Source organism: Dyadobacter sp. CY345 (assembly GCF_021502725.1).
Taxonomy (GTDB): domain Bacteria; phylum Bacteroidota; class Bacteroidia; order Cytophagales; family Spirosomataceae; genus Dyadobacter.
The window spans coordinates 1-25,570 of record NZ_JAKFFS010000008.1 but is presented as its reverse complement, the minus strand read 5'-3'; the positions used below and the strand labels follow the sequence as shown (position 1 = coordinate 25,570).

The 25,570-nt window shown below is 42.1% G+C and carries 15 protein-coding genes and 2 pseudogenes; 7 read left to right on the top strand and 10 right to left on the bottom strand.

The annotated features are described in order from the left end of the window. Nucleotides 1–65: 65 nt before the first annotated feature. On the bottom strand, nucleotides 66–4,118 hold the full coding sequence (locus tag L0657_RS26945) for a hybrid sensor histidine kinase/response regulator transcription factor (protein WP_235153970.1): 4,053 nt from the start codon (nucleotides 4,116–4,118) through the stop codon (nucleotides 66–68). 178 nt (nucleotides 4,119–4,296) lie between these two features. On the opposite strand from L0657_RS26945, the gene L0657_RS26940 reads away from it, so the two are divergent. The 7 genes and pseudogenes from L0657_RS26940 to L0657_RS26905 all read left to right on the top strand — a co-directional run bounded on the left by L0657_RS26940 (nucleotide 4,297) and on the right by L0657_RS26905 (nucleotide 18,270). Further along, nucleotides 4,297–7,383 (top strand): SusC/RagA family TonB-linked outer membrane protein, encoded by a 3,087-nt coding sequence (locus tag L0657_RS26940; protein WP_235153969.1) that lies wholly within the window; start codon nucleotides 4,297–4,299, stop codon nucleotides 7,381–7,383. 21 nt (nucleotides 7,384–7,404) lie between these two features. Beyond that, the gene (locus L0657_RS26935; protein ID WP_235153968.1) at nucleotides 7,405–8,910 is read left to right on the top strand and encodes a RagB/SusD family nutrient uptake outer membrane protein; all 1,506 of its coding nucleotides are present in this window, start codon (nucleotides 7,405–7,407) and stop codon (nucleotides 8,908–8,910) included. Between the two features lie 129 nt (nucleotides 8,911–9,039). Next, on the top strand, nucleotides 9,040–11,583 hold the full coding sequence (locus tag L0657_RS26930; protein WP_235153967.1) for a membrane or secreted protein: 2,544 nt from the start codon (nucleotides 9,040–9,042) through the stop codon (nucleotides 11,581–11,583). An 87-nt stretch (nucleotides 11,584–11,670) separates the two neighbouring features. Continuing rightward, complete coding sequence (locus L0657_RS26925; RefSeq protein ID WP_235153966.1) at nucleotides 11,671–14,619, top strand: glycosyl hydrolase 115 family protein; 2,949 nt, start codon at nucleotides 11,671–11,673, stop codon at nucleotides 14,617–14,619. A 248-nt stretch (nucleotides 14,620–14,867) separates the two neighbouring features. Next, nucleotides 14,868–16,060 (top strand): annotated as a pseudogene (locus L0657_RS28230) (YhcG family protein). Next, nucleotides 16,033–16,830 carry a DUF4145 domain-containing protein gene (locus tag L0657_RS26910; RefSeq protein ID WP_235153963.1) on the top strand — a complete coding sequence of 266 codons (798 nt, stop codon included), beginning with the start codon at nucleotides 16,033–16,035 and terminating at the stop codon, nucleotides 16,828–16,830. Before L0657_RS28230 ends, L0657_RS26910 begins: the two are co-directional and overlap by 28 nt. Nucleotides 16,831–16,980: 150 nt before the next feature. Next, complete coding sequence (locus L0657_RS26905; RefSeq protein ID WP_235153962.1) at nucleotides 16,981–18,270, top strand: YecA family protein; 1,290 nt, start codon at nucleotides 16,981–16,983, stop codon at nucleotides 18,268–18,270. Between the two features lie 234 nt (nucleotides 18,271–18,504). On the opposite strand, the gene L0657_RS26900 is transcribed toward L0657_RS26905, so the two are convergent. The 9 genes and pseudogenes from L0657_RS26900 to L0657_RS26860 form a co-directional block, all read right to left on the bottom strand. Beyond that, entirely contained in the window at nucleotides 18,505–19,308 is an 804-nt protein-coding gene (locus L0657_RS26900) for a TSUP family transporter (protein ID WP_235153961.1), read from the bottom strand. 18 nt (nucleotides 19,309–19,326) lie between these two features. After that, entirely contained in the window at nucleotides 19,327–20,397 is a 1,071-nt protein-coding gene (locus L0657_RS26895; RefSeq protein WP_235153960.1) for an NADH:flavin oxidoreductase/NADH oxidase, read from the bottom strand. Between the two features lie 73 nt (nucleotides 20,398–20,470). Beyond that, a complete protein-coding gene (locus L0657_RS26890; protein ID WP_235153959.1) occupies nucleotides 20,471–20,857 on the bottom strand; it encodes a nuclear transport factor 2 family protein in 387 nt (128 codons plus the stop codon). A gap of 5 nt (nucleotides 20,858–20,862) precedes the next feature. Continuing rightward, nucleotides 20,863–21,222 carry a nuclear transport factor 2 family protein gene (locus L0657_RS26885; RefSeq protein ID WP_235153958.1) on the bottom strand — a complete coding sequence of 120 codons (360 nt, stop codon included), beginning with the start codon at nucleotides 21,220–21,222 and terminating at the stop codon, nucleotides 20,863–20,865. A gap of 372 nt (nucleotides 21,223–21,594) precedes the next feature. Then, nucleotides 21,595–22,638 carry an NAD(P)-dependent alcohol dehydrogenase gene (locus L0657_RS26880; protein ID WP_235153957.1) on the bottom strand — a complete coding sequence of 348 codons (1,044 nt, stop codon included), beginning with the start codon at nucleotides 22,636–22,638 and terminating at the stop codon, nucleotides 21,595–21,597. Between the two features lie 95 nt (nucleotides 22,639–22,733). Beyond that, on the bottom strand, nucleotides 22,734–23,378 hold the full coding sequence (locus L0657_RS26875; protein WP_235153956.1) for an NAD(P)H-binding protein: 645 nt from the start codon (nucleotides 23,376–23,378) through the stop codon (nucleotides 22,734–22,736). Nucleotides 23,379–23,396: 18 nt separating this feature from the next. Continuing rightward, a complete protein-coding gene (locus L0657_RS26870; RefSeq protein ID WP_235153955.1) occupies nucleotides 23,397–24,260 on the bottom strand; it encodes an AraC family transcriptional regulator in 864 nt (287 codons plus the stop codon). Nucleotides 24,261–24,636: 376 nt separating this feature from the next. Beyond that, a complete protein-coding gene (locus tag L0657_RS26865) occupies nucleotides 24,637–24,837 on the bottom strand; it encodes a hypothetical protein (RefSeq protein ID WP_235153954.1) in 201 nt (66 codons plus the stop codon). 623 nt (nucleotides 24,838–25,460) lie between these two features. Next, a pseudogene (locus tag L0657_RS26860) lies at nucleotides 25,461–25,570 on the bottom strand (IS982 family transposase); the annotation flags it as partial.

Below are 25,570 nucleotides of genomic sequence, written 5' to 3'. Positions count from 1 at the left end.
ATTAGCAAAATTTGACTTTTTTTCAAATAGAATCAAATCCGGTTAGGTTGACAAAACGGAACTATCTAGAGAATCTGACCTATATTAAACTTCCCCGAAGCGTTCTTTACATATTCCGTGGGAGAGACACCAAATTCTTCCCGGAAACACTTTGAAAAATAGGAAAGATTGGAAAAGCCAACATCATACATCACTTCTGATACATTTCCCTCCTTGTTTTCCAAAAGCAGCGAAGCTTTTTTGATCCGGTATTTTTTAATGATTTCGTTCGCCGAAAATTGTGTTAATGATTTTAGTTTCCTCGAAAGATGCGCAGAGCTCATACCAATCTCAGAAGCCAGTATTTCCACGTTAAATTCCGGATCGGCAATATGGGCTTCTACACTACTCATCACTCTTTTCACAAACTTTTCATCCACGTTTTCCCTGCCATCTTCAACCGCCGGTGTAACAATAAGGATATGCTGGAAATAAGCCGCCAACTTCTCTTTTCTTTGCAAAAGATTGTCGATTTGCGCATCGAGTAGCTCTATATCGAATGGCTTGGTAATGTAGGCATCGGCTCCCGTTTTTATTCCCTCAATTTTTTGAGAGGTCAGGCTTCTTGCGGTCAGCAATATCACAGCGGTGCGACTGGTCTTAGGATTCTCTTTAATCATTTTACAGAACGTCAGACCATCCATCACCGGCATCATAACGTCAGAAATGATCACATCAGGCAGATACTTCATAGCCATTTTCAAACCTTCCTCGCCATCACTTGCAATCACAAAACGATATTTTTCATTGAGCGTCAAGCGGATAAAATCAATCATATCCGGGTTATCTTCTACGATCAGCAGAAGTGGTTTATCTAGTCCAGAGTTTACCGGTTCATGCTCTTTTGGGTCGAGCGTCGGAGCCTGGAACATTGGGTAAAAGTCAGCATCATTCACTTCCTCCATTATTTGCTCAGTCTTCCCTTTTGGCAGCAGAATAGTGAAAACACTTCCTTTTCCTGGCTCGCTTTCGAGTTTTATTTCGCCTCCATGCATTTTCACATATTCCAGCGTAAGAGCAAGCCCGATGCCTGAACCCATTTCCCTTTTTCTTGATTCGGCAGTTTGATAAAAACGCTCGAAAATACGCTTCTGATCATCTGCCGAAATACCAACCCCAGTGTCAGAAACCCGGATTTGAACAGCATGATCATTAGGATTTGCTGCATTTATTGTTTCAACGCCCAGCGTGATAGTGCCTCCATTGGGTGTGAATTTAAATGCATTTGAAAGCAGGTTTAATACGATTGTCTCTACCTTTTCTGCATCTGCAAATATCTCAAACTGCGCTGTGTAATTTGTAAATGTATAATTGACCTCATGTCTCGATGCTTTGTCTGTAAAATGCGAATAGAGCTCTTTCAACAAGCCAATAATTTCAACTTTAGATGTGTTCAGATACAATTTATCCTCCTGCATTTTCTTAAAATCGAGCACCTGATTTACCACACGAAGTAAGCGGTGCGAATTCTTTTCAGCCAACGAGATAAGTTTAAAATTATCATCATCCAATTTCCCGTTTTTCATGACCTGGTGGATCGGCGGAAGTATCAGACTGATTGGCGTGCGCAGTTCGTGGGAAATATTCGTAAAAAATTGCTCCTTGGTCTGTTCTATTTCCTCTGCATGCGCTACTTCCAGCTTACTTATTTTCAGTTCATTTTTGAGTTTAATCCTGCCTGAATAAATCTTCAAACCAAAATATACCCCGGCGGCGATCAATAGCAGGTACAATGCCAAAAAACCTTTGCTCAAAAAGAACGGCGGATTAATGGTAATCTGCGTCGTACTGATGTCATTGCTCCATATCCCGTTGTTATTGGTACCACGCACCCGAAATGTGTAGGTCCCGGGCGAAAGATTCGAGTACACCGCAAAATTCTTATCTCCCGAAGTCGTAGTCCAGTTTTCATCAGCATCTTCCAGCTTGTAGGAATATGTATTTACCTCAGGTTGCGAGAAATGCAATGCTGCAAATTGCAATTCCAGTGATCGCTGACTGTAATCGAGCTCAATGCCTGGCACAAAGGAAATATCACGATCTAAAATCACCCGGCCATCTACTTTCTCACCAATTTCTACCTGCTTATTATTCAGCAGCAAACCCGTAAGAACAACCTTGGGCTGGTAAACATTTGCGATCGCCTTTTCAGGAGCGAATGATATGTATCCGTTATCCCCACCAAAAAACAGCTCACCGGAAGGTGACCGTGCCACGCAGCCCGCATAAAAGCTTTTAAGAGGCAGATTTTTATTAAGGGGATAGAATTCTACTTTCTGGCTTGCAGGTATAAATTTTTCGAGTGCGGTGTTAGTGGCGATCCATATACTGCCGTGCTGATCTTCGGTGATTGCAGCCCTGGCTGTGCTATGGTTCGGGATTGGGTGAAAAGACGCTTTGTTGACAGATGGAATATATTCAACCAATCCGTTTTCAGTTGCTGCCCAGATGGAGCCACTTTTTGACATAAAAAAGCTGTTAACTGTTTTACGATCAGCCGCGATGCCAAATTGTGTGACTTTTCTCTTAACCCCGGTGTCCAGATTTAGTTGAAAAAGCTCGTCAAATTCAATTAACCAAAGCGCCTTCGCACCAAACAAAAACTTGTCTGTTTCAACTTTTGATACAAGTTTGAATTGTATGCCCGTAATGACCTTCAAGCTATTAGTAGCCTGAAAAATCCCTCCCTCCCAGGTTCCTACCAGTAAAATCCCATCCGGTGTTTCAACAAAATTGTTGATGTAATTGGAAGCAAGCCCATTATTTTCGCTGGCGGTCACTGCCTGCATGATCTGCTTTTCATCATCCCACACATTAATTCCGGCTACTGTGCCAATCCAGATGCGTCCGTCACGATCTTCATGCAAAACAGTGACATTATTGATCAACAGACGACTTTGCTGGGGTGAATCAATGTTAAACTTTCGGCTTTGTCCTGTTTTCGGATCGAAACGGATAACGCCGTGTAATGTACCGATCCAGTAAATCTCCTTTTTGCTCACAAGAAAAGACTTCACCTGATTTCCGATCGTTTGCCCTCCAACCTGCTGCGTCACGTGGTGGTATTGGTACAAATTGTCCATCTGGTTGAACTTGCTGATCCCGTTGGAAGTAACAAACCAAAGTACACCCGCCTGATCTTCAAATATTTGCCAGATAACATTGTCAGAAATTGAGTAAGGTGAATGCGGATTGTGAAAGTAGCGCTCATTCGTTTGAGCAGTCGGATTATAGATATTCAGTCCAAAATCTGTTCCAAGCCATACATTCTGATCTTTGTCAGTATAAATCGCTTTAACGACATGGTTACTGAGTTTTATCCGTTCACTTTGATTCTCGTTCTTTCCGGTAATCGTATTGAACCGGCAAAGTCCTGTATCCGTCCCCACCCAGATCAACGAATCGTTACCTGCAACGGGTTTGATGTCGCAGATGAGATTATTTTTATGATCCGGGCTCCCTTTTCCTTTTAGATTAAAAATAGTAAAACCCTGTCGTGCGGGATCCAGCTTGTTAAGTCCGTTATAGGTACCTACCCACAATATTCCCTTTTTGTCCTGAAAAATCGTCCGGACTGTATTGTGGCTTAGTTTGCTGTTTTGTGTGGTTAAAGTGATAAACGATTTGTTCTTTTGATTGTATTTGACGAGCGCGGTCATGGTCCCAATCCAGAGGTTGCCATTAGTGTCTTTCGAAAAGCAACGTATATTTGTATGCGTTCCGGTGGAAATGCGGGTGATGGCGAAAGTAACTGTATTGATTTTACACAATCCATTTACAGTCCCAACCCAAAGATCATCTCCGTCTGCATAGACTGTCTGTACGCCGTTGCTCGGAATGGAGTTGGGCGTTCCTCCTTTTTTGAAAAAGCGGAAATGATATCCATCATAGCGGGCCAGGCCGTCGCCGGTGGCAATCCAGATGAAGTTGTTGCGATCCTGCGCAACGGCATTGATCAGATTGGTCGGTAATCCTTCTCTCATGGAAAGTGTCCCAAAGAATTTTTCCCTTGCTTGCAAATGCAGAGATGCCAGCATCAAAGAAAAAACAATCACCCACGTTCTGCTGATACTAACCATCCCACGCACTCCTTTTGACTTAAAAACCGACTTTTTGAACAAAAAATATAATAAATACCAGACAAATATCGGAAAATTATTGCTTTATGTCAGATTATTTCTAATCGAAGTCTAGCGGCTAATATACCTTGCAACCATGAAAATGTAATGTAAAATATAAACTTAATCCAGAAACGCGATGAAGAAAAAATTACTGCTTTTGCAGATTTTCCTATTGACTTCCTGTACTGTACTCTTTGCGCAACAGATTGTCATTAAAGGAAAAGTGACTGACAATGCCGGCGGAGAGCTGCCCGGAGTTAACGTGGTTTTGAAGGGAAATACCAGCGGAACTTCAACCGACCAAAATGGCGAGTACTCACTAGCTCTGCCAAACGGATCTGCCGGAGTGCAGACGCTCGTTTTTTCCTTTATAGGATATATCAAACAGGAAATTACGATCGCCAATCGTAATGTGATTGATGTGAAATTGCTGACGGATACGCAGAACCTTGACGAAGTGGTGGTCGTTGGATATGGTACAACGGCCAAGAAAAACTTAACTACGGCGATTTCGAAAGTTGATCCCACCAAAATCCCAACATCGGCCAATAACAATATTTCCGAACTTCTATTTGGCCGTGCGGCAGGTTTGCAGGTTACACAGCAAAGTTCACAGCCGGGCGGTAATATCTCAGTCTCAATACGTGGAAAAGGTGATCCATTGCTAGTAATTGACGGCGTGGTATATCCGGGCAGTGGTATGGAGCCTAGCAATGGATCTGTTGAAATTCAAGGCGTTAACCGTGGTGGACTGGCCGGATTGAACCCTAATGACATTGAGTCCATTGAATTCCTTAAAGATGCAAGTGCGGCAATTTATGGTGTATCGGCGGCAAACGGCGTAATGATCATTACAACCAAAAAAGGAAAGGCGGGCAGGATGAGTGTGAGCTACGATGGAAGCCGTTCCTTTTCAAGAAATATGCCTTACCTAAAACCATTGAATGCGTCCGACTACATGCTTTATTTCAATCAATTGAATATTGATAAATACCAGTCAGACCGAAACATGGCACCATTTGGAACAGTACCTGCGGATCTGAGTGGTTACACGCAAAAATTTACTGACGAGCAAATTCGCAGCGCCGGTGAAGGAACTGACTGGCTTGGACAGGTTTTACGTCCTGGCAGTGTAGATAACCACAACGTAAGCGTAAATGGCGGGACTGAGAAGGCTACTTACTTTTTTTCCGGTAACTATTTCAACCAGGTTGGGTCCATGAAGAAGTCCGATCTGACCCGTTTCTCCGGCAGGCTGAATGTTTCTTTTGTTTTAAGCAAAATTTTCAGACTGAATGTAAATGCAAATGCCAATCGGAATGCCTACTCCAATCCGCAGGCGGGCTGGCAAACTGGCGGTTCGGGTACGCAGGGCTTTAATGCGTTACAGGCGGCATTGGCCTACCCCTCATCGGTTCCCGTGTACAATGCCGATGGGACATACAGCCAGTTTGCCCAAACCGGCAACCCGGTTTCCCTGTTGGATATCAAGGATAAAACAAAAGCACAAGGCTTGTTGGCAAATACATCGCTCGATATTGACATCATTCCAAATGTTTTGACAGCGAAATTATTGTATGGAAACAACAGCGAATATTCGATTCGTGACTTTTACATTCCGGTAACCGTTTTTTGGGGACAACTCTACAAAGCAAGAGCTTCGCTGGCTGAAACACGCAGACAAAATCAAACGATGGAAGCAACGATGTCATATAAAAAGTCGTTCGGCGACTGGCTTAATCTGGATGTAGTTACCGGTGTTGGTCAATATCTGGAAGATTTTTCAGGTTTCAGTGTAGAAACTTCGGATATGCAGGATGCTATCAATACTGACAACCTCGCATCTGCTACCGGCCCGAAAGTGATTGGTTCTTACAGAGGAATTAACAAGCTGCGATCATTTTTTGTCCGTAGCAATTTCGACTTCCTGGATCGCTACCTGCTCTCGCTGACCGTGCGCCGCGATGGTGCTGATAAATTTTTTCCAGATAATAAATACCAGTACTTCCCTTCTGTTTCTGCGGGTTGGAAGATTAACAATGAGGCATTTATGCAAGGTATCCAGACGATCAGCACCTTGAAGATTCGTGCCAGCTACGGTATGACAGGTGAACGTCCGGGTAGCGTTGCGTACGGAGCTTATGGCGCTGATCCCAATGCAGTTACATTCAACAATGGCTCGGCGGTCTACTTTCCATATCGTCTCACCGCATTTGATAATCCAAATCTGCGCTGGCCAATTACAAAGACTTTTAATGCCGGTCTGGATTTTGGTTTGTTCAAGGAGCGCATAACCGGATCTGTGGATGTTTTTACAGAGAACCGTACGCGTCTGCTCAGCAGTGCTACTACCCAGCAATTGTCTATCATTTCAACGTCACCGATTAACGGCGGACATCAGCGGCGCAAGGGTTTTGAATTCAGCATTAATACTGAAAATATCAAAACGAAAGATTTCAGCTGGAATACCACGTTGAACGTAACGCATTTCAAAAACCGTTGGGTGACTCGTTTTCCGAACGATCCTCCGGCACAGTATGGCCGTGTTAATGATCCGGTCGGCGGCGATATTATTTATGTGTATCAAACAAACGGCATTCTGCAGGCAGGACAGGAAGTACCTGCTTGGCAGCCTACAACTGCAAGGAAGCCTGGAAATCCAATCTTTGTAGACAACAATGGCGATGGAAAACTGGATTTCAACGATGTTAAAAGTTATTCCGGAATTCCCAAAGCAATCGTAGGATTTGGAAACAACTTCACATACGGCAAATTTGACCTGAGCGTGTTTTTCTACGGACAATACGGTGCGTGGGGTAATGACTTCACCACACTATGGGGTGACCCGGTAAGTTTGTTATCCAGCAACCAAAGTGGAACTGAGCGAATCAAGGATGCATGGAGTACGTCAAATCCTACGGGGACTTTACCCGGCGCAGCTTACAATGAAGGGGCGATCGCACTGGATGCCGGACTGGACACACGGCTTGTAAAAAGGGATTTTCTTAGATGCCGGAACATTACCCTGGGCTACACGATCAATTCAGGTGGTTTGACTAAATACGTTAAAAGCCTGAGGGTTTTCGCAGATGTGCAGAACGCATTTATCCTGACTGGTTTTAAAGGTGTAGATCCGGAGATCCAAGCGAGCTCTATCAAAGGCGGGCCCGCTCCTTACCCGATGGTGAGAACGCTATCACTTGGTTTGAGAGCTAATTTTTAACATTCTGAAATTCAAAATCACATGAAAAAAATAATTATCGCCAGTATACTGGCTGCCAGCTTATCGATTACCAGCTGCGAGAAAAATTTTGATCCGGTGATCACCGGCGTGCTCTCCCCTGCCAACTTCCCGAAAACGGAAGATGACTTTAAACTTTACACATTGCAAGCCTATAAACCCTTCGGCTCCAAATGGGGATATAGTGATGTAGCGTACCAGAACATGTTTTTCAGCCCGGAATATGGGCATTTGGCGATGTTTGATCTCCCAACAGATCAAATGAACATCTTTACTGAATGGGGCGGATTTTGGGAATTTTTTAGCAAAGGAGATTTTACTTTTCTGAGAACGCAGGGCAAACAAAGCCATTTTGAAAAAGTGCGTTATGTAACCAGAATGACGCAGGTTATCGCTGATATTGAAAAAGCAACAATCAGCGATGCCGCGAAAAACAAGTTCATTGCCGAGGCCAGAATGGGACGCGCCTGGACGATGTACTACCTGCTTCACATGTACGGCCCTGTACCCGTGATTTTCGATGCGTCAAAAATCAACACAGATGCCGAAAGTGACCTGACCCGTCCGTCAAGAGAAACTTATGTATCGCTGATTGCAGATGATCTCAATTTTGCTGCTGCTAATCTGGATTTAAGTCCGTCGGAATATGGCAGGTTCAACAAAGGATTGGCACTGGGTATGTTAACGCGATTGTATTTGAATGAAAAAAATTGGGCGGAGGCAGAAAAATCGGCCAGAGCTACGATTGCATTAGGCAAATACAGCCTGGTATCCGATTATGCCGGTTTGTTCCGGGAGCCGACAGAAGTAAATACAGAAACAATCTGGGCTGTCAATTGCGATCCCATTGCACCCACGAACGGCGAAGGAGGTGGCAATTTCAATGCTATGGCATTGTATTGTCTTCCCGGTGACTTCAAAAGTATCAAGCTTGGAGGTGGCTGGGGCAATCCGAGCGGTATCTTCTGCCCTACCTGGGCATTTTATGATACGTTTGACGAGGCCGATAAAAGGAGGAATCTGTTGATTGCGACTTATACCGACAAAACCGGAAAAGCACGAAACCGTACCAACATGCGCGGCCCGGTTTTGAGAAAATACCCTGACGAATCTTCACCAGGTGCTGATGTGCAGGGAAATGATATGCCGGTTCTGAGGTATGCGGATGTATTGCTGATGTTGGCTGAGGCGGTTAACCAGATATCTGGTCCGACGGCGGAGGCCATTGCGCTGGTCAATGAAGTAAGAACGAAACACGGTGGGGTCGCTGCTTTATCTGCAACGGCCACGGCTTCAAAAACTGCATTCAACGACGCCATTCTTCTGGAAAGAGGATTTGAGTTTTATTTTGAAGGTATCCGCAAGATAGACCTTGTTCGTCATGGAAAATGGGCTTCGGCTCTGGAAGCGGCAGGAAAAGTCAACCACGGCCCATCCGAACTTTTTCCTATACCACAATATGTGATCAATGTAGGTGAGGGAAAAATTGAACAGACACCAGGGTATTGAGACACGAAAGTCATTTGTGGTCAGGAATTGTCAAGTGTTGTGTTTAGCACGAATGACAAACCCTAACCACAAATGACAGCACACGACTATAATTGACAAATCCTAAACCACTTAACTTTTTCATAAAATATGAAGCTTGTTCTTACCTTTCTACTTCTCATTTTTTTTGTCAAACCAGTCGCTTATTCGCAAAAGTCTAACGACGTGTATGTCGATAAGGACGGCGTGATGCGTTGGGGTAATACGAAAGAGGAAGTAAAAGGGTTTGGTGTGAATTACACGGTTCCTTTTGCATATGCTTACCGCGTAGCGAAGCAACTGAATGTATCTCCGGAAAAGGCCATTGACGATGATGTTTACCATTTCTCCCGGCTGGGTTTTGATCTGTACCGTGTTCATGTTTGGGACACGGAAATAAGTGATACACTGGGTAATCTGCTAGAAAATGAGCATTTGAAATTACTGGATTATGCATTAAAAAAGATGAAAGATCGCGGCATCAGGTTTGTGCTGACGCCCATTGCATACTGGGGAAACGGATGGCCGGAAAAGGATGAAAAAACACCGGGATTTTCAAGAAAGTATGGTAAAGCAGCTTGTCTGACCAATCCCGATGCCATTAAGGCGCAACAAAATTATTTGTCTCAGTTCCTGAATCACGTCAATCCTTACACTGGCGTGGCTTACAAAAACGAACCGGACCTAATCGCTTTTGAAATCAGTAACGAGCCACAGCATGGCGGAAAAGCCAGCGATGTAACAGCATTTATCAATGGAATGGTTAGCTCTATGCGGAAGACAGGTTGTAAAAAGCCTGTCTTTTACAACATCAGCCACAGCATTCACCTGGCGCAAGGCTATTTCGATGCTGATATTCAAGGTGGTACATTTCAATGGTATCCTACAGGTTTGCAGGCTAAGCATGAAATAATGGGAAATTTGCTGCCAAATGTGGACGATTACAAAATTCCATTTGCAGCCAATCCGAGGTTCAAACAAATGGCGAAGATCGTCTATGAATTTGATGCTGCTGATGTTGGGCGGTCTTACATATATCCGGCGATGGCCCGCAGTTTCCGCACAGCCGGTATGCAGCTCGCCACACACTTTGCCTATGACCCAACCTTCTTCGCATACGCCAATACGGAGTATGACACGCATTACATGAACCTGATTTACACGCCGCAGAAAGCGCTCAGTCTTAAAATCGCATCTGAGGTTTTTCACAATATTCCGCTTTATAAAGACTTTGGCAAATTCCCCGCAGATACATCTTTTGGTGATTTCAGGGTTAGTTACGGGCAGGATCTTGCAGAAATGGTCACGAAAGAAAAATTTATCTATACCAATCATACAACTACTATTCCTCCAAACACGGAAGCATTGGAACATATCAGTGGGTCAGGCAATTCCACAGTTGTAAAATACGAAGGGACAGGCGCTTACTTTTTGGATAAACTTGAAAATGGAGTCTGGCGACTGGAAATTTTGCCTGATGCGATCTGGGTGCAGGATCCTTTTGGCTTTAATGCCCTGGATAAAGTCCTTACCGTTATCAACTGGCGTCAATGGCCTATGTCGGTAAGGCTGCCAGATTTGGGAGAGGATTTTGAGATCAGACCATTAAATCAAGGAAACGACACCAAAACTTTCGATACTCAAAAGCAGACATTTAACATTACACCAGGCACATATTTGCTGTCAAAAAAAGGTGTTTCGAGCAAGTTGAATGCAACCAGCAAATGGAAGAATATGACATTGAATGAATTCGTGGCACCCGCAACGACCCTGCAAAAAACGTACGTGCTTCATTCGCCTGCTAAAGAGATTTCGGCAGGCGAAAGTATGCCTGTCAAAGTACAGATCGTTTCTTTAAAACAGCCAGAAGCTGCCAGCATTAAGTTATTTGTAAAAGATGCACAGCCTGTGCATATAGACTTAGAGCACACCGGTGGCTATCAATTTTCAGCCCGTATCCCGGCAGAATTATTAAAGGGAGATGCGTTTAAATACTGCATTTTAGTTAAGGAAAACGGAGTAGAAAAACAATATCCATCTGAGCAAGAAAACATTAAAGTAGGGAACAATGATCAGGAGAAATTGTTCGAAACGCGCATTCTGACAAAATCCTCACCGATAACACTATTCAGTGCGGCGGCAGATCATGCGCAGTTACTAAGGCCCTATCTGAAAACTTCACGGTTGACGCCACTGACAGAAACGGGAAATTCCGAACTAAATATCAACCCCGAAAAAGCGGAAGACTACGCGATGCGATACAATTTTAAAAATAACATTGCAGGACGCATATCGGATTTGCTATCCAAAACAAAATTGGTTTTTCATGGCCGCGCGCTCAATGAGAAACCCTGCACCATACAGCTTGCCTTAATCGGTAAGGACGGATCGGTATATGGAGCTAAGATGAATATCAAACCAGAAAATAATCCTTATGCTGTATTGTTGGAAGATCTTAAAAAAACAGACTTCATCAGCCTTCCGCGCCCATATCCGGGATTTCTACCGTATTCGCTGGATACCACACTGAAGGCCGGCAACATCGATTTAATGAACATAGAAACCTTACAAATTGTCATTATCCCAACACAAAAAGCAGATCCAAGTCAAAAAACGCATGCTGGTATTGCGATTCAAAATGTAAATTTGGAATAACATAACGCGCGCTAGAAAACATTTCTTTCAACATTTATTGCGCTTTGAAGCCAGATGCTACATCTTACCGCCTTGAAAAAACAAATCATGAAACAACGTCAGTTTAAGTTCATTAGGATTGACATCCTGATTATATTTTGCCTGCCAGTTCTTGCAAACGCTCAGCAGTTTGAATTGGTTACCGCGCAAAATAACGTCACTATTTACTACCAGCAAGGGGAATTCAAACTTGATTCCATTGCTGCCCATTTACTTGCCTCAGACATTGAATTAGTCAGCGGATATCATCCAAAAGTTTCTACTGATATTTCAAATGCCAAAGGAAACATCATTATCATTGGTAAATATGATTCTCAGCTCGTTAAGAATTTTGGAAACAATGCTTCCGATTCTGCAATCGTAGGAAAGTGGGAATGTTATTCTCTCAGATTTTTATCAAAACCGTCGGCGAACATCGCCAATGCACTGGTCATTGCCGGAAGTGATGCAAGGGGAACGGCTTATGGTGTTTTTTCTGTTTCCGGGAAAATCGGCGTGACACCCTGGTACTGGTGGGCCGATGCAACTCCGAAAACGCAGAAATCTCTTGCCTTAGATCGTCAAGATTTTACTTCAAAAACGCCATCGGTAAGGTTTAGAGGTATTTTTATTAACGATGAAGATTGGGGATTACAGCCATGGGCGGCAAAAACGTTTGAACCCGATACAAAAGACATTGGTCCGAAAACTTACGCGAAGGTTTTTGAACTGCTTCTTCGCTTGAAAGCCAATCTGATCTGGCCAGCCATGCACCCGAGTACAAAAGCGTTTTACCATTACCCTGGCAATATCAAAGCAGCGGAAGATTATCAGATCGTGGTGGGTTCTTCTCATGCTGAGCCTATGCTTAGAAATAATGTCAGTGAGTGGAATCAAAAAGAAATGGGACACTTTAACTACCTGACAAACAAGAAAAAAGTAGACGAATACTGGGAATCCCGCATTAAAGAGAGTAGCAAAATCAATGGCATTTACACCACCGGAATGCGTGGAATCCACGACGGCGCGATGGAGGGTGTAAAAACAATGGCGGAAACCGTTCCACTTATGGACACCATTATCCGCGTGCAGCGCGATATGCTCAAAAAATACGTAAATGCGGAAATTACCAAAGTCCCGCAAGTATTCACACCATATAAAGAAGTACTTGAAATATATGATGCAGGTCTTAGAGTCCCGGAAGACATTACGCTGGTCTGGCCTGATGATAATTACGGATACATTCAGCGGCTGAGTAATGCCGAGGAAAACAGGAGACCCGGCGGTTCGGGTGTTTATTACCATGCCTCCTATTGGGGCAGACCTCACGACTATTTATGGCTCAACACCACACACCCGGCACACCTGCGCGAGGAAATGACGAAGGCTTTTACCTTGAATGCCAGGCAGCTTTGGGTTCTAAATGTGGGTGATATTAAACCTGCGGAGTACGCCACACAGCTTTTTATGGATATGGCCTACGACATCGAACCATTTGAAAAACCAGCTTTTTCAAAGGCTCATTTACAAAAATGGCTATCAACGATTTTCGGAGATAAACAGTCGGTATCTGTTGCGCAATCCCTTTGGAAGTACTACGATCTCGCTTTTGAACGTAAGCCGGAATACATGGGTTGGAGTAGAACTGAACCAACAACCGGCATAGATTTCACGCAGTACAATCACACTTACTACAATGATCAGGCACAGTTGAGAATAGATGCTTATGATCGATTACTTGCACAGGTAAAGAACATTGGCACTAATATCCAAGCCAAAGATAAGGATGCTTTTTATGAGCTGGTGGAATACCCTGTAAAAGGTGCGGCATTGATAAACAAGAAATTCCTTTTCCGCGACAAAGCTTACATTTATGGAAAACAAGGAAGGCTAAGCTCCGCTCATTATGCTTCGCTGTCGGGCGGGACCCAAGAAGAAATTGCCTCGGAAACCCTATACTACAATAGGAAGCTTGCCAATGGAAAATGGAAAGGCATGATGGATATGTTCCCGCGCAAGCTTCCGGTATTCAATTTACCCGTTTTTGATTTACCTGTAAAAAAAAATCTGCCGGCTTTTTGTGCACTTCCCGAAGGATATAGCCATGTTGATTCTACATCTGCACATGACTTGAAACTTCTGGAATTCAACAAATGGAATAAGCAGAGGTACTTTATTGACGTTTTCCTGACACAGCCACTAAAAAAAGCTTTTACCGTCAAAGCGTCGGAAAAATGGATTGTGATAAGCAGCAGTCATGGAGAACTGACACCGGACGGGCTCAACAGCCAACAACGTATTTGGGTAGAAATTGACTGGAATAAGGCGCCGGTGCAAAAGTCGTTAAAAGGCAATATCATTGTTGAAAGCGGTGATGACCAATATATTTTTGATGTCATAGCCAATAATGCAAATGTAAAGGAGCTCGAAAATTTCAAGGGACATGTGGAGACTGCCCATTACTTATCGATTGATGCTGCCGACTACTCAGCAGTGAGGAACATGAACTCCCGGCACTGGAATGTGATTGAAGGATTGGGTTCCAATGGCAAATCTCTGGAAGCATTACCGCTGGTTGAAAAAGCTGCGGAAGGCGATTTGGACACGCTTAAAGTGAAAAGCAATCCTGCTGTCGAATACAACTTTTATGTGTTCGGTCATTCGCCGGCAGACATTACTATTAGCTCACTACCGACCTATCCGTTGAACAAGAATTTTGAACTGCGCTACGGGGTAAGTATTGATGGCGGGCCCATAACTATCTTTAATTTCCGGACTTTTGGACGGAGTGATGAATGGAAAAAAAATGTGCTGAGCAATTCGGCAAAACGTACTTTTAAAGTTCCGAACCTGAAACCGGGCAAACACAAGCTGGAAATATACATGATCGATCCGGGGGTGATACTAACGCACATATTTATTGATTTGAGCGTTGCACAGCCCTTTTACGGTTCACTTTCGTTAAATCCTATTAATACTGACATGAAACCTGCAAGCGTTTCAAAAAGTGTTAAGTAGGAATTGGCGAAAGGAAAACCGGCTGTCTGATTAACAACGAAAGATCCTGAACGAAACAATGTTATGAATGGATAAGGGGAATCGTCTGGTAACTTACATCTCATCTCCCCAAGCGGGCCGCCCGTAAATTATTCGGATCTTCCCAGGAGATTTTCATAATTTGCCTTTTTAACTAATGGAGCGGTTGACTGGAAACAATTGAAAAGGGAGCTCTTTTTCCATTTTAACCATACGAAACTAACACACCTATGGATAGATCTGACACTCCGGCAACATCTTTTATACAGGATGTTGTACAAATTTTACAGCTAGCGCGGCAAAAAACTTATACTGCTGTAAATAGTGAAATGGTGGTCGCCTGTTGGCAATTGGGAAGAAGGATAGTTCAGGAAGAGCAAAATGGAGATCAAAAAGCCGCCAATGGTGAGGCAATTTTGAAAACGCTGTCCATCGCTCTCACTGCTGAATTGGGCAAGGGTTTTTCTTATGCTAATATTAGAAATTTCAGGCAATTTTATCTTACTTATCCTGATGAAGCAATTTGCTACACAGTGTGTAGCAAATTATCATGGAGCCACAATAGGCTCATTATGAGAGTAGAAATTCCGGCAGCCAGGGTCTATTACCTTCAAGAATTTACAAACGAAATGTGGAGCGTCAGGACGTTGGAGCGCAACATCAACGCCCATAATTATCAGCGTTTGCTCTCCTCTCAAACCAAGTCAGAAGCGTCCACGCACAATCAAAATTCCGACAAAATTCTCTTAGATGATTTTATTGAAGACCCATACGTTTTTGAATTCCAGAATATCCATGAACCAATGAATGCATTGGAGCAAGACATTGGAAAGGCTTTAATCGGAAACTTGCAACAGTTTTTACTCGAATTAGGGAAAGGGTTTTCATTCGTAGGAAGACAATTCAGGATAAGCACCGAAACAAGTCATTTTTACATTGATCTGGTTTTTTACAATTACCTTCTTAAATGTTTTTTCTTTTTGATTTAAAAACAGGCAAGCTAACACACCAGGATACCGGGCAAATGGATATGTACATTCGCATGTTCGACGACCTGAAAAAGCAGGATGATGACAATCCCACAATTGAAATTATTCTTTGTACGGAGAAAGATGAAACAGTTGTGAAGTATAGTATCTTGAATGAAAGTAAGCAGTTGATTGCGACCAAGTATATGCTTTATCTGCCGACTGAGGAAGAGTTAATTGCGGAGATTGAGCGGGAGAAAGGCTTCTTAAAATTAATTAATGGTTGTGAGCCTCCATCGCAGCCTCCTCGGAATACGCGATCAATCAGGAGGTCCGCTGGGGCGTTTACGAAAAATTTGATATCTTTCTTTCTACAAACAGGGAGCCGCTCTGCGGCTAATTTAAATCTTAGTTTGAAGATAGCTGTATGCCAATTAAAAGAACCCCCTATTTAAATGAATTTTCGTTGGATAATATTCCAGCTTGGATCTGTCCAAGTTGTCAACGGGGAGTTTTAACAAACGACTTAAAAGAAGTTAAAACTCACGAAAAAGCTTCATCAAGGGCGGCGCACAATCATGAAGCATGGGAGCCGGAGTGGATGGTGGGTTGCTTTTCAGGAGTACTAAGTTGTAGTAATTCAACTTGTAAGGAAAAAATTGGAATTCTCGGACATTATAGATGCATAAGACACGACTATTATGACGAAGTAACCGGAGAGCCAGAAATGGATATTTTTGAAATTCTCACCCCAACAACTTTCAATCCTCCAATTCACATATTTCATGTCAATGATGAGGTACCCGAGGCCATTCGTATTGAAATAATTAGCGCCTTCAATTTGTATTGGATGGACACTGCTTCGTGTGCAAATAAAATACGTGTTGTGGTTGAGAAGATAATGGACAGTTTGAAAGTTGTAAAAACATACAAATCTCCTAATAAAAGAAAATCTTATTCTTTACATCAACGAATTGAATTCTTTAAAACAAACTTTCCTCAGTACGCTGACTCATTGATGGCTATAAAGTGGATTGGAAACTCAGGAAGCCACAACAATGATTCCTTAAATAAAAATGACATTTTAGATGCGTTTGAAATTCTGGAATACGTATTGGGAAACATATACGAAACTCATACAACGAGAATTAATAAACTCACCAAAACTATTAATAAAAGGAAAAAGCCAGTTGGCTTGGGGTTGAGTCGAAAACCTCCATTCTGATAATGTACTCCCAAAATGTCAAAGAGAAAGCGATAAGAGTGATTTCCATTCAAAAAGATAAAAATAAAAGCTTAGCATCGGATATTTTCAAGTACAAAAACACCTTTCGAGATAGCTCCCAAACCACATATTAATTGCGAGAATTTCAAAATGAAACCACAAAGAAATAATAGCTGTCCATGCGGAAGCGGATTAAAATATAAAAAGTGTTGCATACAAAAAGAAACTCATACTTTGGACAAGGTTCTTTTTAGCATTGAAGAACTCCTCTCGATTGCTAGATTTGGACTTGAGAACGGTGATATACTAGCCGAAGGCGGAAAGAAAACGCACGTCAAAGATATTTGCATCAGCAATGGAGGCGACACCGTACTTGTTGAGTTTTATGCGAAATATAGTCGATCACCAGATGTCAAGACTGAGATAGCTACTATCATGAGTTACCTTTCAGGAGCTTGCAAAGGTGAGCTTTATCAAGGTATTGGCACCAACTTTTTCGCCGTCAAAGCGCTTGATGCAAATGAAGTTGAGATAATGTATGCTGTTTGCTCAAAATCAACAGCGTCCACTATTGCTGCCGGAAACCCATTTGATTGGTTAAAATCAACCATCTTTCAAGAAAACACTAGCGATTTTCGGCTGACGCGAGCTAAAACGATGATTTTCGATATAGAAAATGGTTTACGCGATGTGATATGTAATATATATTCAACAAAGTTAGGTTCAAATTGGTGGGATATAAAGATTGAACCAAAGCTGAGTTCTTCTATCAAGCATACCTACAAAAATCAATTTGACGCCGTATGCTCTGATGGGAAGATATTGATCAACTATGCTTTTACACTTGATATTAAAAAGATCATTAGTGCAGATTGGGGAACTTTCAGGCATCTATTCCAAAGCAAAACAGATTTTGAAAATTCAATGGTCGATTTAAACATTGTTAGGCGTGAAGAAGCTCACAACAGAGCAATCTCTGAACAACACGTTCTTGATCTTGAAAGAATATACATGTCCCTTCTCAAACAAATTGCAATTAACAACCCTAATATAACACTACAATTTTTGCTTGAAAACTGGCGATTTAAGATTAAAAATCTAATGGTGCTTCCACCATTGTGTGTTTATACGATGGACGAATTTAATAAGCAGGATTTATCTGTCAAGTGCAAGCTATTAATAAAAGACACCAGTCACCAGATAACTTATTGGGGCAACACGGTGGCTAAATTAAAATCTATTAGCCCACCCTTAAATAAAGAATCTCTACACCTTGTCCTAACTTCAATACTAGAAGAGTTATTAGATATACAAAAAAAGAAATTGAGCTACATTGAAAATTATCAATTTGATGATGCCATTAAGATTGATTTATTGCTAACTACACATTTAAAAAAAATGGACAGCTTTTCGAAAGAATTCCTTTTGAGTGAAAGTTGAGAAGACTGCTGTTTTAGCCTTCATGTAAAATTCTTCAGGGGTGACGTCTAGCCTCGGACCTTCGAAAAGAATGTCCTGACACACTAAGATTTTCGTTCAGAAACCTTAATTCATGCGACAATTTACTACCGCATATCTGGATCACTAATTTGCGCAAGCCGCACCTGCTGTACGGTATTTGTCCGCCAAATCTTTTTAACTCAATTTAAGTTTTCGCAGTCGGGCAAGAAGATTCTAAACAAAACACTCCCTAAAAACATCATAGCCATACCTAAGGATCATCAGCGAAACAACCACCAAAAATATTTTTCGAACGAATCCATTTCCTTCGCGCAAGGCCATTCTGCTTCCAATAACGTTGCCAGCAATATTAAAGACAGCCATCATCAGGCCAATACCCAACAGGAAATTTCCATGCCGGATAAAAACCAGCAATGCCGAAATATTTGTGACACAGTTGATGAGCTTTGCATACCCGGAAGCGGTTAAGAAATCAAATCTTAGCAATACCACAAAACCCAGGATCAGAAAACTACCTGTTCCCGGGCCGAAGAATCCGTCGTAAAAGCCAACCACCAGACCCATTAATGAACCCAGCAACAATTGTTTAGCAAATGGAAGCACCCTGGTTTGGACCGCACCCAGATTTTTGTTTGTATAAACATAGATCAGCATCACGATCAGAATAATCAAAATCACTGGTCGTAAAATATCTGCCCTTACCATACTTACGGCTTTTGCTCCTAAAAAAGACGCTGTAAAAGCAGCTAGACTAACAACGATAAGCAGCCTGTAATCAAACCTGATGCGTTTGCTGTATTGATACGCCGCCACAGATGTTCCGGAAATGGCGGCGATCTTATTGGTGCCAAATAGCGTTGCCACCGCCTTGTCCGGAAATGCGATGAGCAAAGCCGGGATTTGAATCAAGCCTCCACCTCCTACCACAGCATCAATAAATCCGGCTACAAAAGCCAGGGCGCTTAAGGATAAAAGTAAGATTAACGAATAATCTGTACTGAAAGAACTTAGATCCATTCCCGATAAATTTGTTGTTTAAAAAGCCAGCTCGTATTGTTTTGGTACCGGAACTTCTGACCTTAATTTTTGCGCCGCTTCTAATGGGAAATAAGGATTTCTTAAAAATTCACGGGCAATAAATATGAGGTCAGCATCGCTGTTGGTCAATATCGTTTCCGCTTGTTCTGCGTTGGTAATCATGCCCACTGTACCGACATACAAACTTTCCTGCAACTCACGTTTAATAGCACTTGCAAAAGGTAATTGATACCCCGGACCGGCAACAATTTTAGCACCAGGAACAGTTCCTCCGCTCGAAACATCGATAATGTCTACGCCTGCTTGCGCCAGCTTTTTGCTCAACCAAACAGAGTCATCACTCGTACAGCCTTGTTCCATCCAGTCGGTGACGGATATACGTACAGCGATTGGAAGTTCCTGAGGCCACACCTCTTTTACACGCTCAATGATCTCAAACAAAAGCCTGGCGCGGTTGTCTCGGCTACCACCATATTCATCAGTACGCCGGTTGGGAATTGGAGACAAAAATTCATTGATTAGATAACCATGCGCAGCATGAATTTCAATCAGCTCAAAACCAGCCTTTAATGCTCTCAGAGCCGCGTCGGTGAAGGATTGTTTAATTTCATCAATATCCTGTTGGGACATCTCACGAGGCGTTTGCATGATCGGCGAGAACGGAATGGCCGAAGGGGCAATGGTTTGCCAGCCATCTTCGTCTTCCGGCATCAGAACACGACTTTCTCCCCCCATCGCCCAGGCACTTCCTTTTCTGCCCGAGTGGGCCAGCTGGATCGCCGCCACACTTCCACTGTTTTTAATAAATGAAGCAATTTTTGCCAGCGGGGCGACATGCTCATCTTTCCAAATTCCCAGATCACCAACCCCTATACGACCATCAGCACGAACGGCTGTTGCTTCAAGCATTACTGCACCCGCCCCCCCCATTGCGCGGGATCCGTAATGGACCATATGCCAGTCGGTAGCAAAACCATCTACCGCGGAATACATGCACATGGGTGAGGTTACAATTCGGTTTCTAAAAGATATTGATTTGATAGTCAACGGACTAAATAACTTTGACATGATCTTACTTTAATAAAACAGAAGCATTATTGCAGATGAATAACCTGCAATAATGCTTCTGAGATTTTGTTTTTTATTTACTATAAAGGTGGAATAACTTTGCAACCACCTTCCACGCTCCATCCACTTTGATCAATGAATGGTAATCTGTAAAGTCCTCATCAGCGGCATCACTTTCCATCTCAACACGCACAATTGCCGTGGTAGGTGTTTTATGCAATACCGTCAAATGTGTTTTGATGTTAGGAGCCGCACCGAATTTATTTATATAGGTGTACAAATTTTCAATGCTGCCTTCCGAAAGCCCTTCGGATAAATGGCCGTACATAATTGCATCTTTATGGAATGTCTTTTTCAATTGTTCCACATCACCTGTCTTTAATCCATCGACATATCCCTGCACTACGGCTAACACATCGTCGTAATCCTGAACGCTATTTATATTCTTATTTAAGGCCATCCATTTTACTTTTTAGTGTGAAAAATTTTACTTACTATTTTCCATTGATCACCATCTTTGACCAAGGTAAACATATCAGAATATTTGCCTGGCCCGAATTGAGACTCGATCCGGACAATAGCTACATCTTCCGCCACATCCAGTGTGGTGAGTTCGTAACTCGCTTCCATCGGTTCACCCTTTTCGAAACCATCAATCAAAGCCTGAATCGGTACGCTTTTTAATTTACCATCTTCTGTAAAAGACATTGTTGCAGTCGGCGAAAATGCTTCAGCTGTGATTTTACCGCTGGCTTTCCGCCCACCCTCCACATAAAAATCTATTGCACGAAGTATACCTTGTTTTTCCTGCTGTGTAACTTCCATAGTTTGGTTATTTTTAGTTTTATTATTATTCATACTGCTCATGCACGATACCCAAAGAAACGGTAACAATGCCAATGCTAAAACCTGTTTTATTTTACTAATCATATTGTAACAATTACATACTTAACAATTTTATTTACAGCTGTTTAAAAGCCCCTATTTGTTTTACAAAATTACACCTTACGAAAGGAACTGAGTTTGCTATTCAGCTCAAATAATCTTACTATTTGGTCCAATTTTTGGAGTTTAATAATGTAATATTTATACATGAGCATATGATATTGTGCCGGTCAAATGAAGCAGAATCAAATATCTGCTTATAAAAAAAGCCTCACCAAAATTTGGTAAGGCCCTACGTCTTTGAGATAGGGATTACAATGTTGCCATATCAATTACAAAGCGGTAACGAACATCGCCCTTTACCATTCGGTCGTAGGCAGTATGAATGTCTTTCATGTCAATAAGCTCAATGTCGGAAACGATGTTGTGCTCCGCGCAGAAATCGAGCATCTCCTGCGTTTCAGCAATACCCCCTATACCTGAGCCAGCAATACTTTTCCTTCCACCAAGTAAACTAAACGCCGCTATTTCTGCTGGTTTTGAAGGAACACCAACGCAAATCAGCGTACCGTCGGTCCGAAGCAACGAGAGGTACATATTGAAATCGTGTTCGGCAGAAACGGTGTCCAGAATAAAGTCAAAAGTCCCCAAAGCTGCCTTTACCTGAGCCTCATCGCTGGTAACAACAAAGTGATGCGCACCTAGTCTTTTAGCATCTTCTTCTTTTTTTGGTGACGTACTCAAAACAGTTACTTCCGCACCAAAAGCAACACCAAACTTGACACCCATGTGCCCCAAACCGCCAAGACCAAGCACCGCCAATTTATGTCCTTTACCAACTTTCCAATGCCTCAGAGGTGAATAGGTGGTGATACCTGCACACAATAATGGTGAGACAGCAGCCAGGTCAAGTTTTTCAGACACATGCAGTACAAATTCTTCCCGCACCACGATGGTATTGGAATATCCACCATACGTTGGTGTTTTCCCATCACGTTCCAGTCCGTTGTAGGTTTGCGTATTGCCTTCCAGACAATATTGCTCAAGATCTTTTTTGCAATTTTCACACGCCTGGCATGAATCGACCATGCAGCCCGTTCCCGCCAGGTCGCCCACTTTAAACTTCTTTACATGATCACCAACTTTGACTACACGACCAACGATTTCATGTCCTGGCACCATAGGGAATATGCCCGGAAACCAGTCATTATTAATCTGATGCAAATCGGAGTGGCAAACACCGCAATATAAAATATCAAACTGAACGTCGTGAGGGCCAACTTCCCGTCGTTCAAATGCCCAAGGCGATAAATCTTCGTTCGGACTCTGCGCAGCATATCCTTTGGTTTCAATCATCTGTGTTAGTCTTTTTTAAAAATAATTATTGGAGTCTTTTCATATTTTGTAAGCGCTGCCCTTGATTTTACCGCATGCTTTACATTTTGCATATATTACTTCACCTGTTTCAGTGCTTCTTTGATGGGAGTCTCACCGTCATGCATCATGATCACTTTCCCAATGGTACTATCATCTTCCAGAATGGCAACCAGCGTCTCGACCACATTAGCAATTGAATTTGATGATGGTTCGTTTACGTCTACCGTAATTTTTCCCGTTCCGTTTTCTTCCTTCAATGCACCGGGTTGTAGAATGGTGTAATTCAGGTTTGTCCGGGTCGTAAGGTATTGGTCCGCGTAATGCTTGGCGATGTTGTAATCTGTAATATCTTTCAGGAACGACTCGTTCCAATGAATGGGTTCAAGGGCGAATACTGAACTGAGTAAAATAAATCTGCTTATACCTGCTTTCTCGGCGGATTGAATGCTTTTAACTGCACCGTGCAAATCAATTTGCAGCAAATTCTTTCCTTTGGAACCCGCTACAAAATAAACTGCGTCAATATTTCCCTTCATCGTCTCAACCATCCGATCCACATCCCAAAGTAAATCAAAGGCGATCAGCGATACATTTTCGGTCGAGATAACATTGTTTTCATGTCTTGATCCTGCCAAAACAGAATAATCCATATCCGCCAGTTTACTAACCAAAGCCGAACCTACACGCCCGCCTGATCCGATTACCAATATTTTCTTCATAAGATCTGATTTATATGTTTAGCTCCGAAATACGGAAGGAGCCTGACCATGATATTGTTTAAAAATCCTTGAAAAATGGGAAACATTTTCAAACCCGAGCGTATAACAAATGTCAGAAACAGACATAAGGGTAGTTTCAAGCATATCCTTGGCTTTTTCCAGTCTCTTCTCACGTATCCACGAAGCCGGAGATGTATTATAGACCATCTGGAAATCTCTTTTAAAACTCGACAAACTTCTGCCTGAAAGATAGGCTAGCTCCAATAAGGAAACCGGTGAGGCATAATGCTGCTCAACCACATGTCGGATATCTGCCCGTACAGGCTGATGTAACTGAAGAATCTGTAAAAACATATTCCGGTTACATTCGGCAACATCGTAAAGCAATTCCATTATTTTCAATCGTAATTGACCTGGATGCACAATGGAGTCGTCATAGAAGTATGGCTTCAGTGAATTAGCAAAAGCCACCAGGCATTTATTCATTGGATAAACGGCCGTTTTAATCTCACCTTCGATTTTAGGTACCTTAACCTCTGACGAAGCCAGAAACGTTTTTAAAAGATCATCTTTTAAGCTGAACATCAGACTATCATAGATGTTATCATTATCTGGATTGCCTACTTTATCATATTGTACTGAAATCGCTTTCTTTAAAAGAATCATATCGTTCTGCCCAAGCTTATACTGCTGCTTTCCATAGGTCAGCGTAACAGTCCCTTCCAGGACAATCAGCAGCAAATGCTCTTCCAGATACATAGTGCCCCGGGCCTCCATGCTGTGTATGCACTGCTCTATAACCGAACAGCCATCCAACATTAAAGTACTCTGTTGTCCCGGCCCGCTAACCAGGGAGGTAGGAACTTTTATCACTTTGTCCATATTGACTCTATCAAATCTAAGCTATTCAGCAACTTTACCAATTCGATTAAGATTACCAGTTCAATAATATTTAAACTATGAAACAAAGGTACCATTCATAAAACTTTCCCTTTGTTCTATTTAGGTCAAAAAGTTTGTTGATTTAGCCCAAAAATCAAAAATCGAACCGCTTTACTCCTACAAGACACTAACATGGAAGCAAGAATTCGTAGGTGTAAGTATAGATTATTTGAAAATTTTCTGAGCGAAATTAAAAGATTGACCAATTTTCATCCTTTTTATAAACATCCCGGCTGTTTGCAAGCCATCCTGAACTCATAAAATTTACATAGTAAACTTACCACGAAATTTTACCATCGTTTCAAAAGCTTCTAATTCATTCATAGAAAGTCAGGCAATGACCTGATGAGACACATCCTTCAAGCTCTAAAATTACTTTCCATATAAGGAATATTACTGTATAAGGAATAATACTGTTACCAAGATCTTCTGCAAAAGTTTTAACGGGGACGCTTCCATAAGGCATTACTACAATCATTGGAACGATTTTGCCATCAGTCAGCAAGTTGTCCAGCATTACAGCTTCTTAACTCTGCACAAGGCAATCAGTATCGATTCGCCACCAGCTTGCATTTAGTAAAGGACTAAAAATTTTCATTTGTTCGCAAAGTGCCCTGGAGCTACCCGAACAAGCTTGCGGCAGAGAATCGATCGCTTTGAATCAATAGAAAAAAACGTTGAGCTACAGTTTTTTTGGGAGTGAGGTAAAAGAACTTTACGAAACGATTCTGGAAAAATCGTTTGCGGCCAACAACTTTCCAAAAAAATTCTGGAGTTAAATGCACTCGAGCGCCGGAAAAAAAATTCAGCAGTGCTGCCCATAAAACGCCTTATCTTTACCGTTTTCCAAAACAGAGTAATCCAACTTAAAACACCAGGTTATTGTGAACAGATTGATGATGATCTGCTTTTATCAGGTTTGCGGAGATATGATTTGATTGGGGTCCATTCGTTGTAATTGACAAAAGAGATCCGACTATTAGCCCGGTCTAGTGATAACATACTAACCAAATGCAACATAATTTCCTTAATCATTACTATCTAGACCGTTATCAGCCAGCCAGATCAATAATACTATCGCAACAGACTTACAAAAAGACTTTTGCAATCAAAATGTTATCTATAACTCGTTGGGTGAAATTATGTAATCTGAATTTTAATATTGTTGATATTTCTTTGATACACGAATTTGTTGATGTATTGAATCGAGGTTAGAGCTGTTATTTTAGCCAAAATTCTCGTTTTAAAAC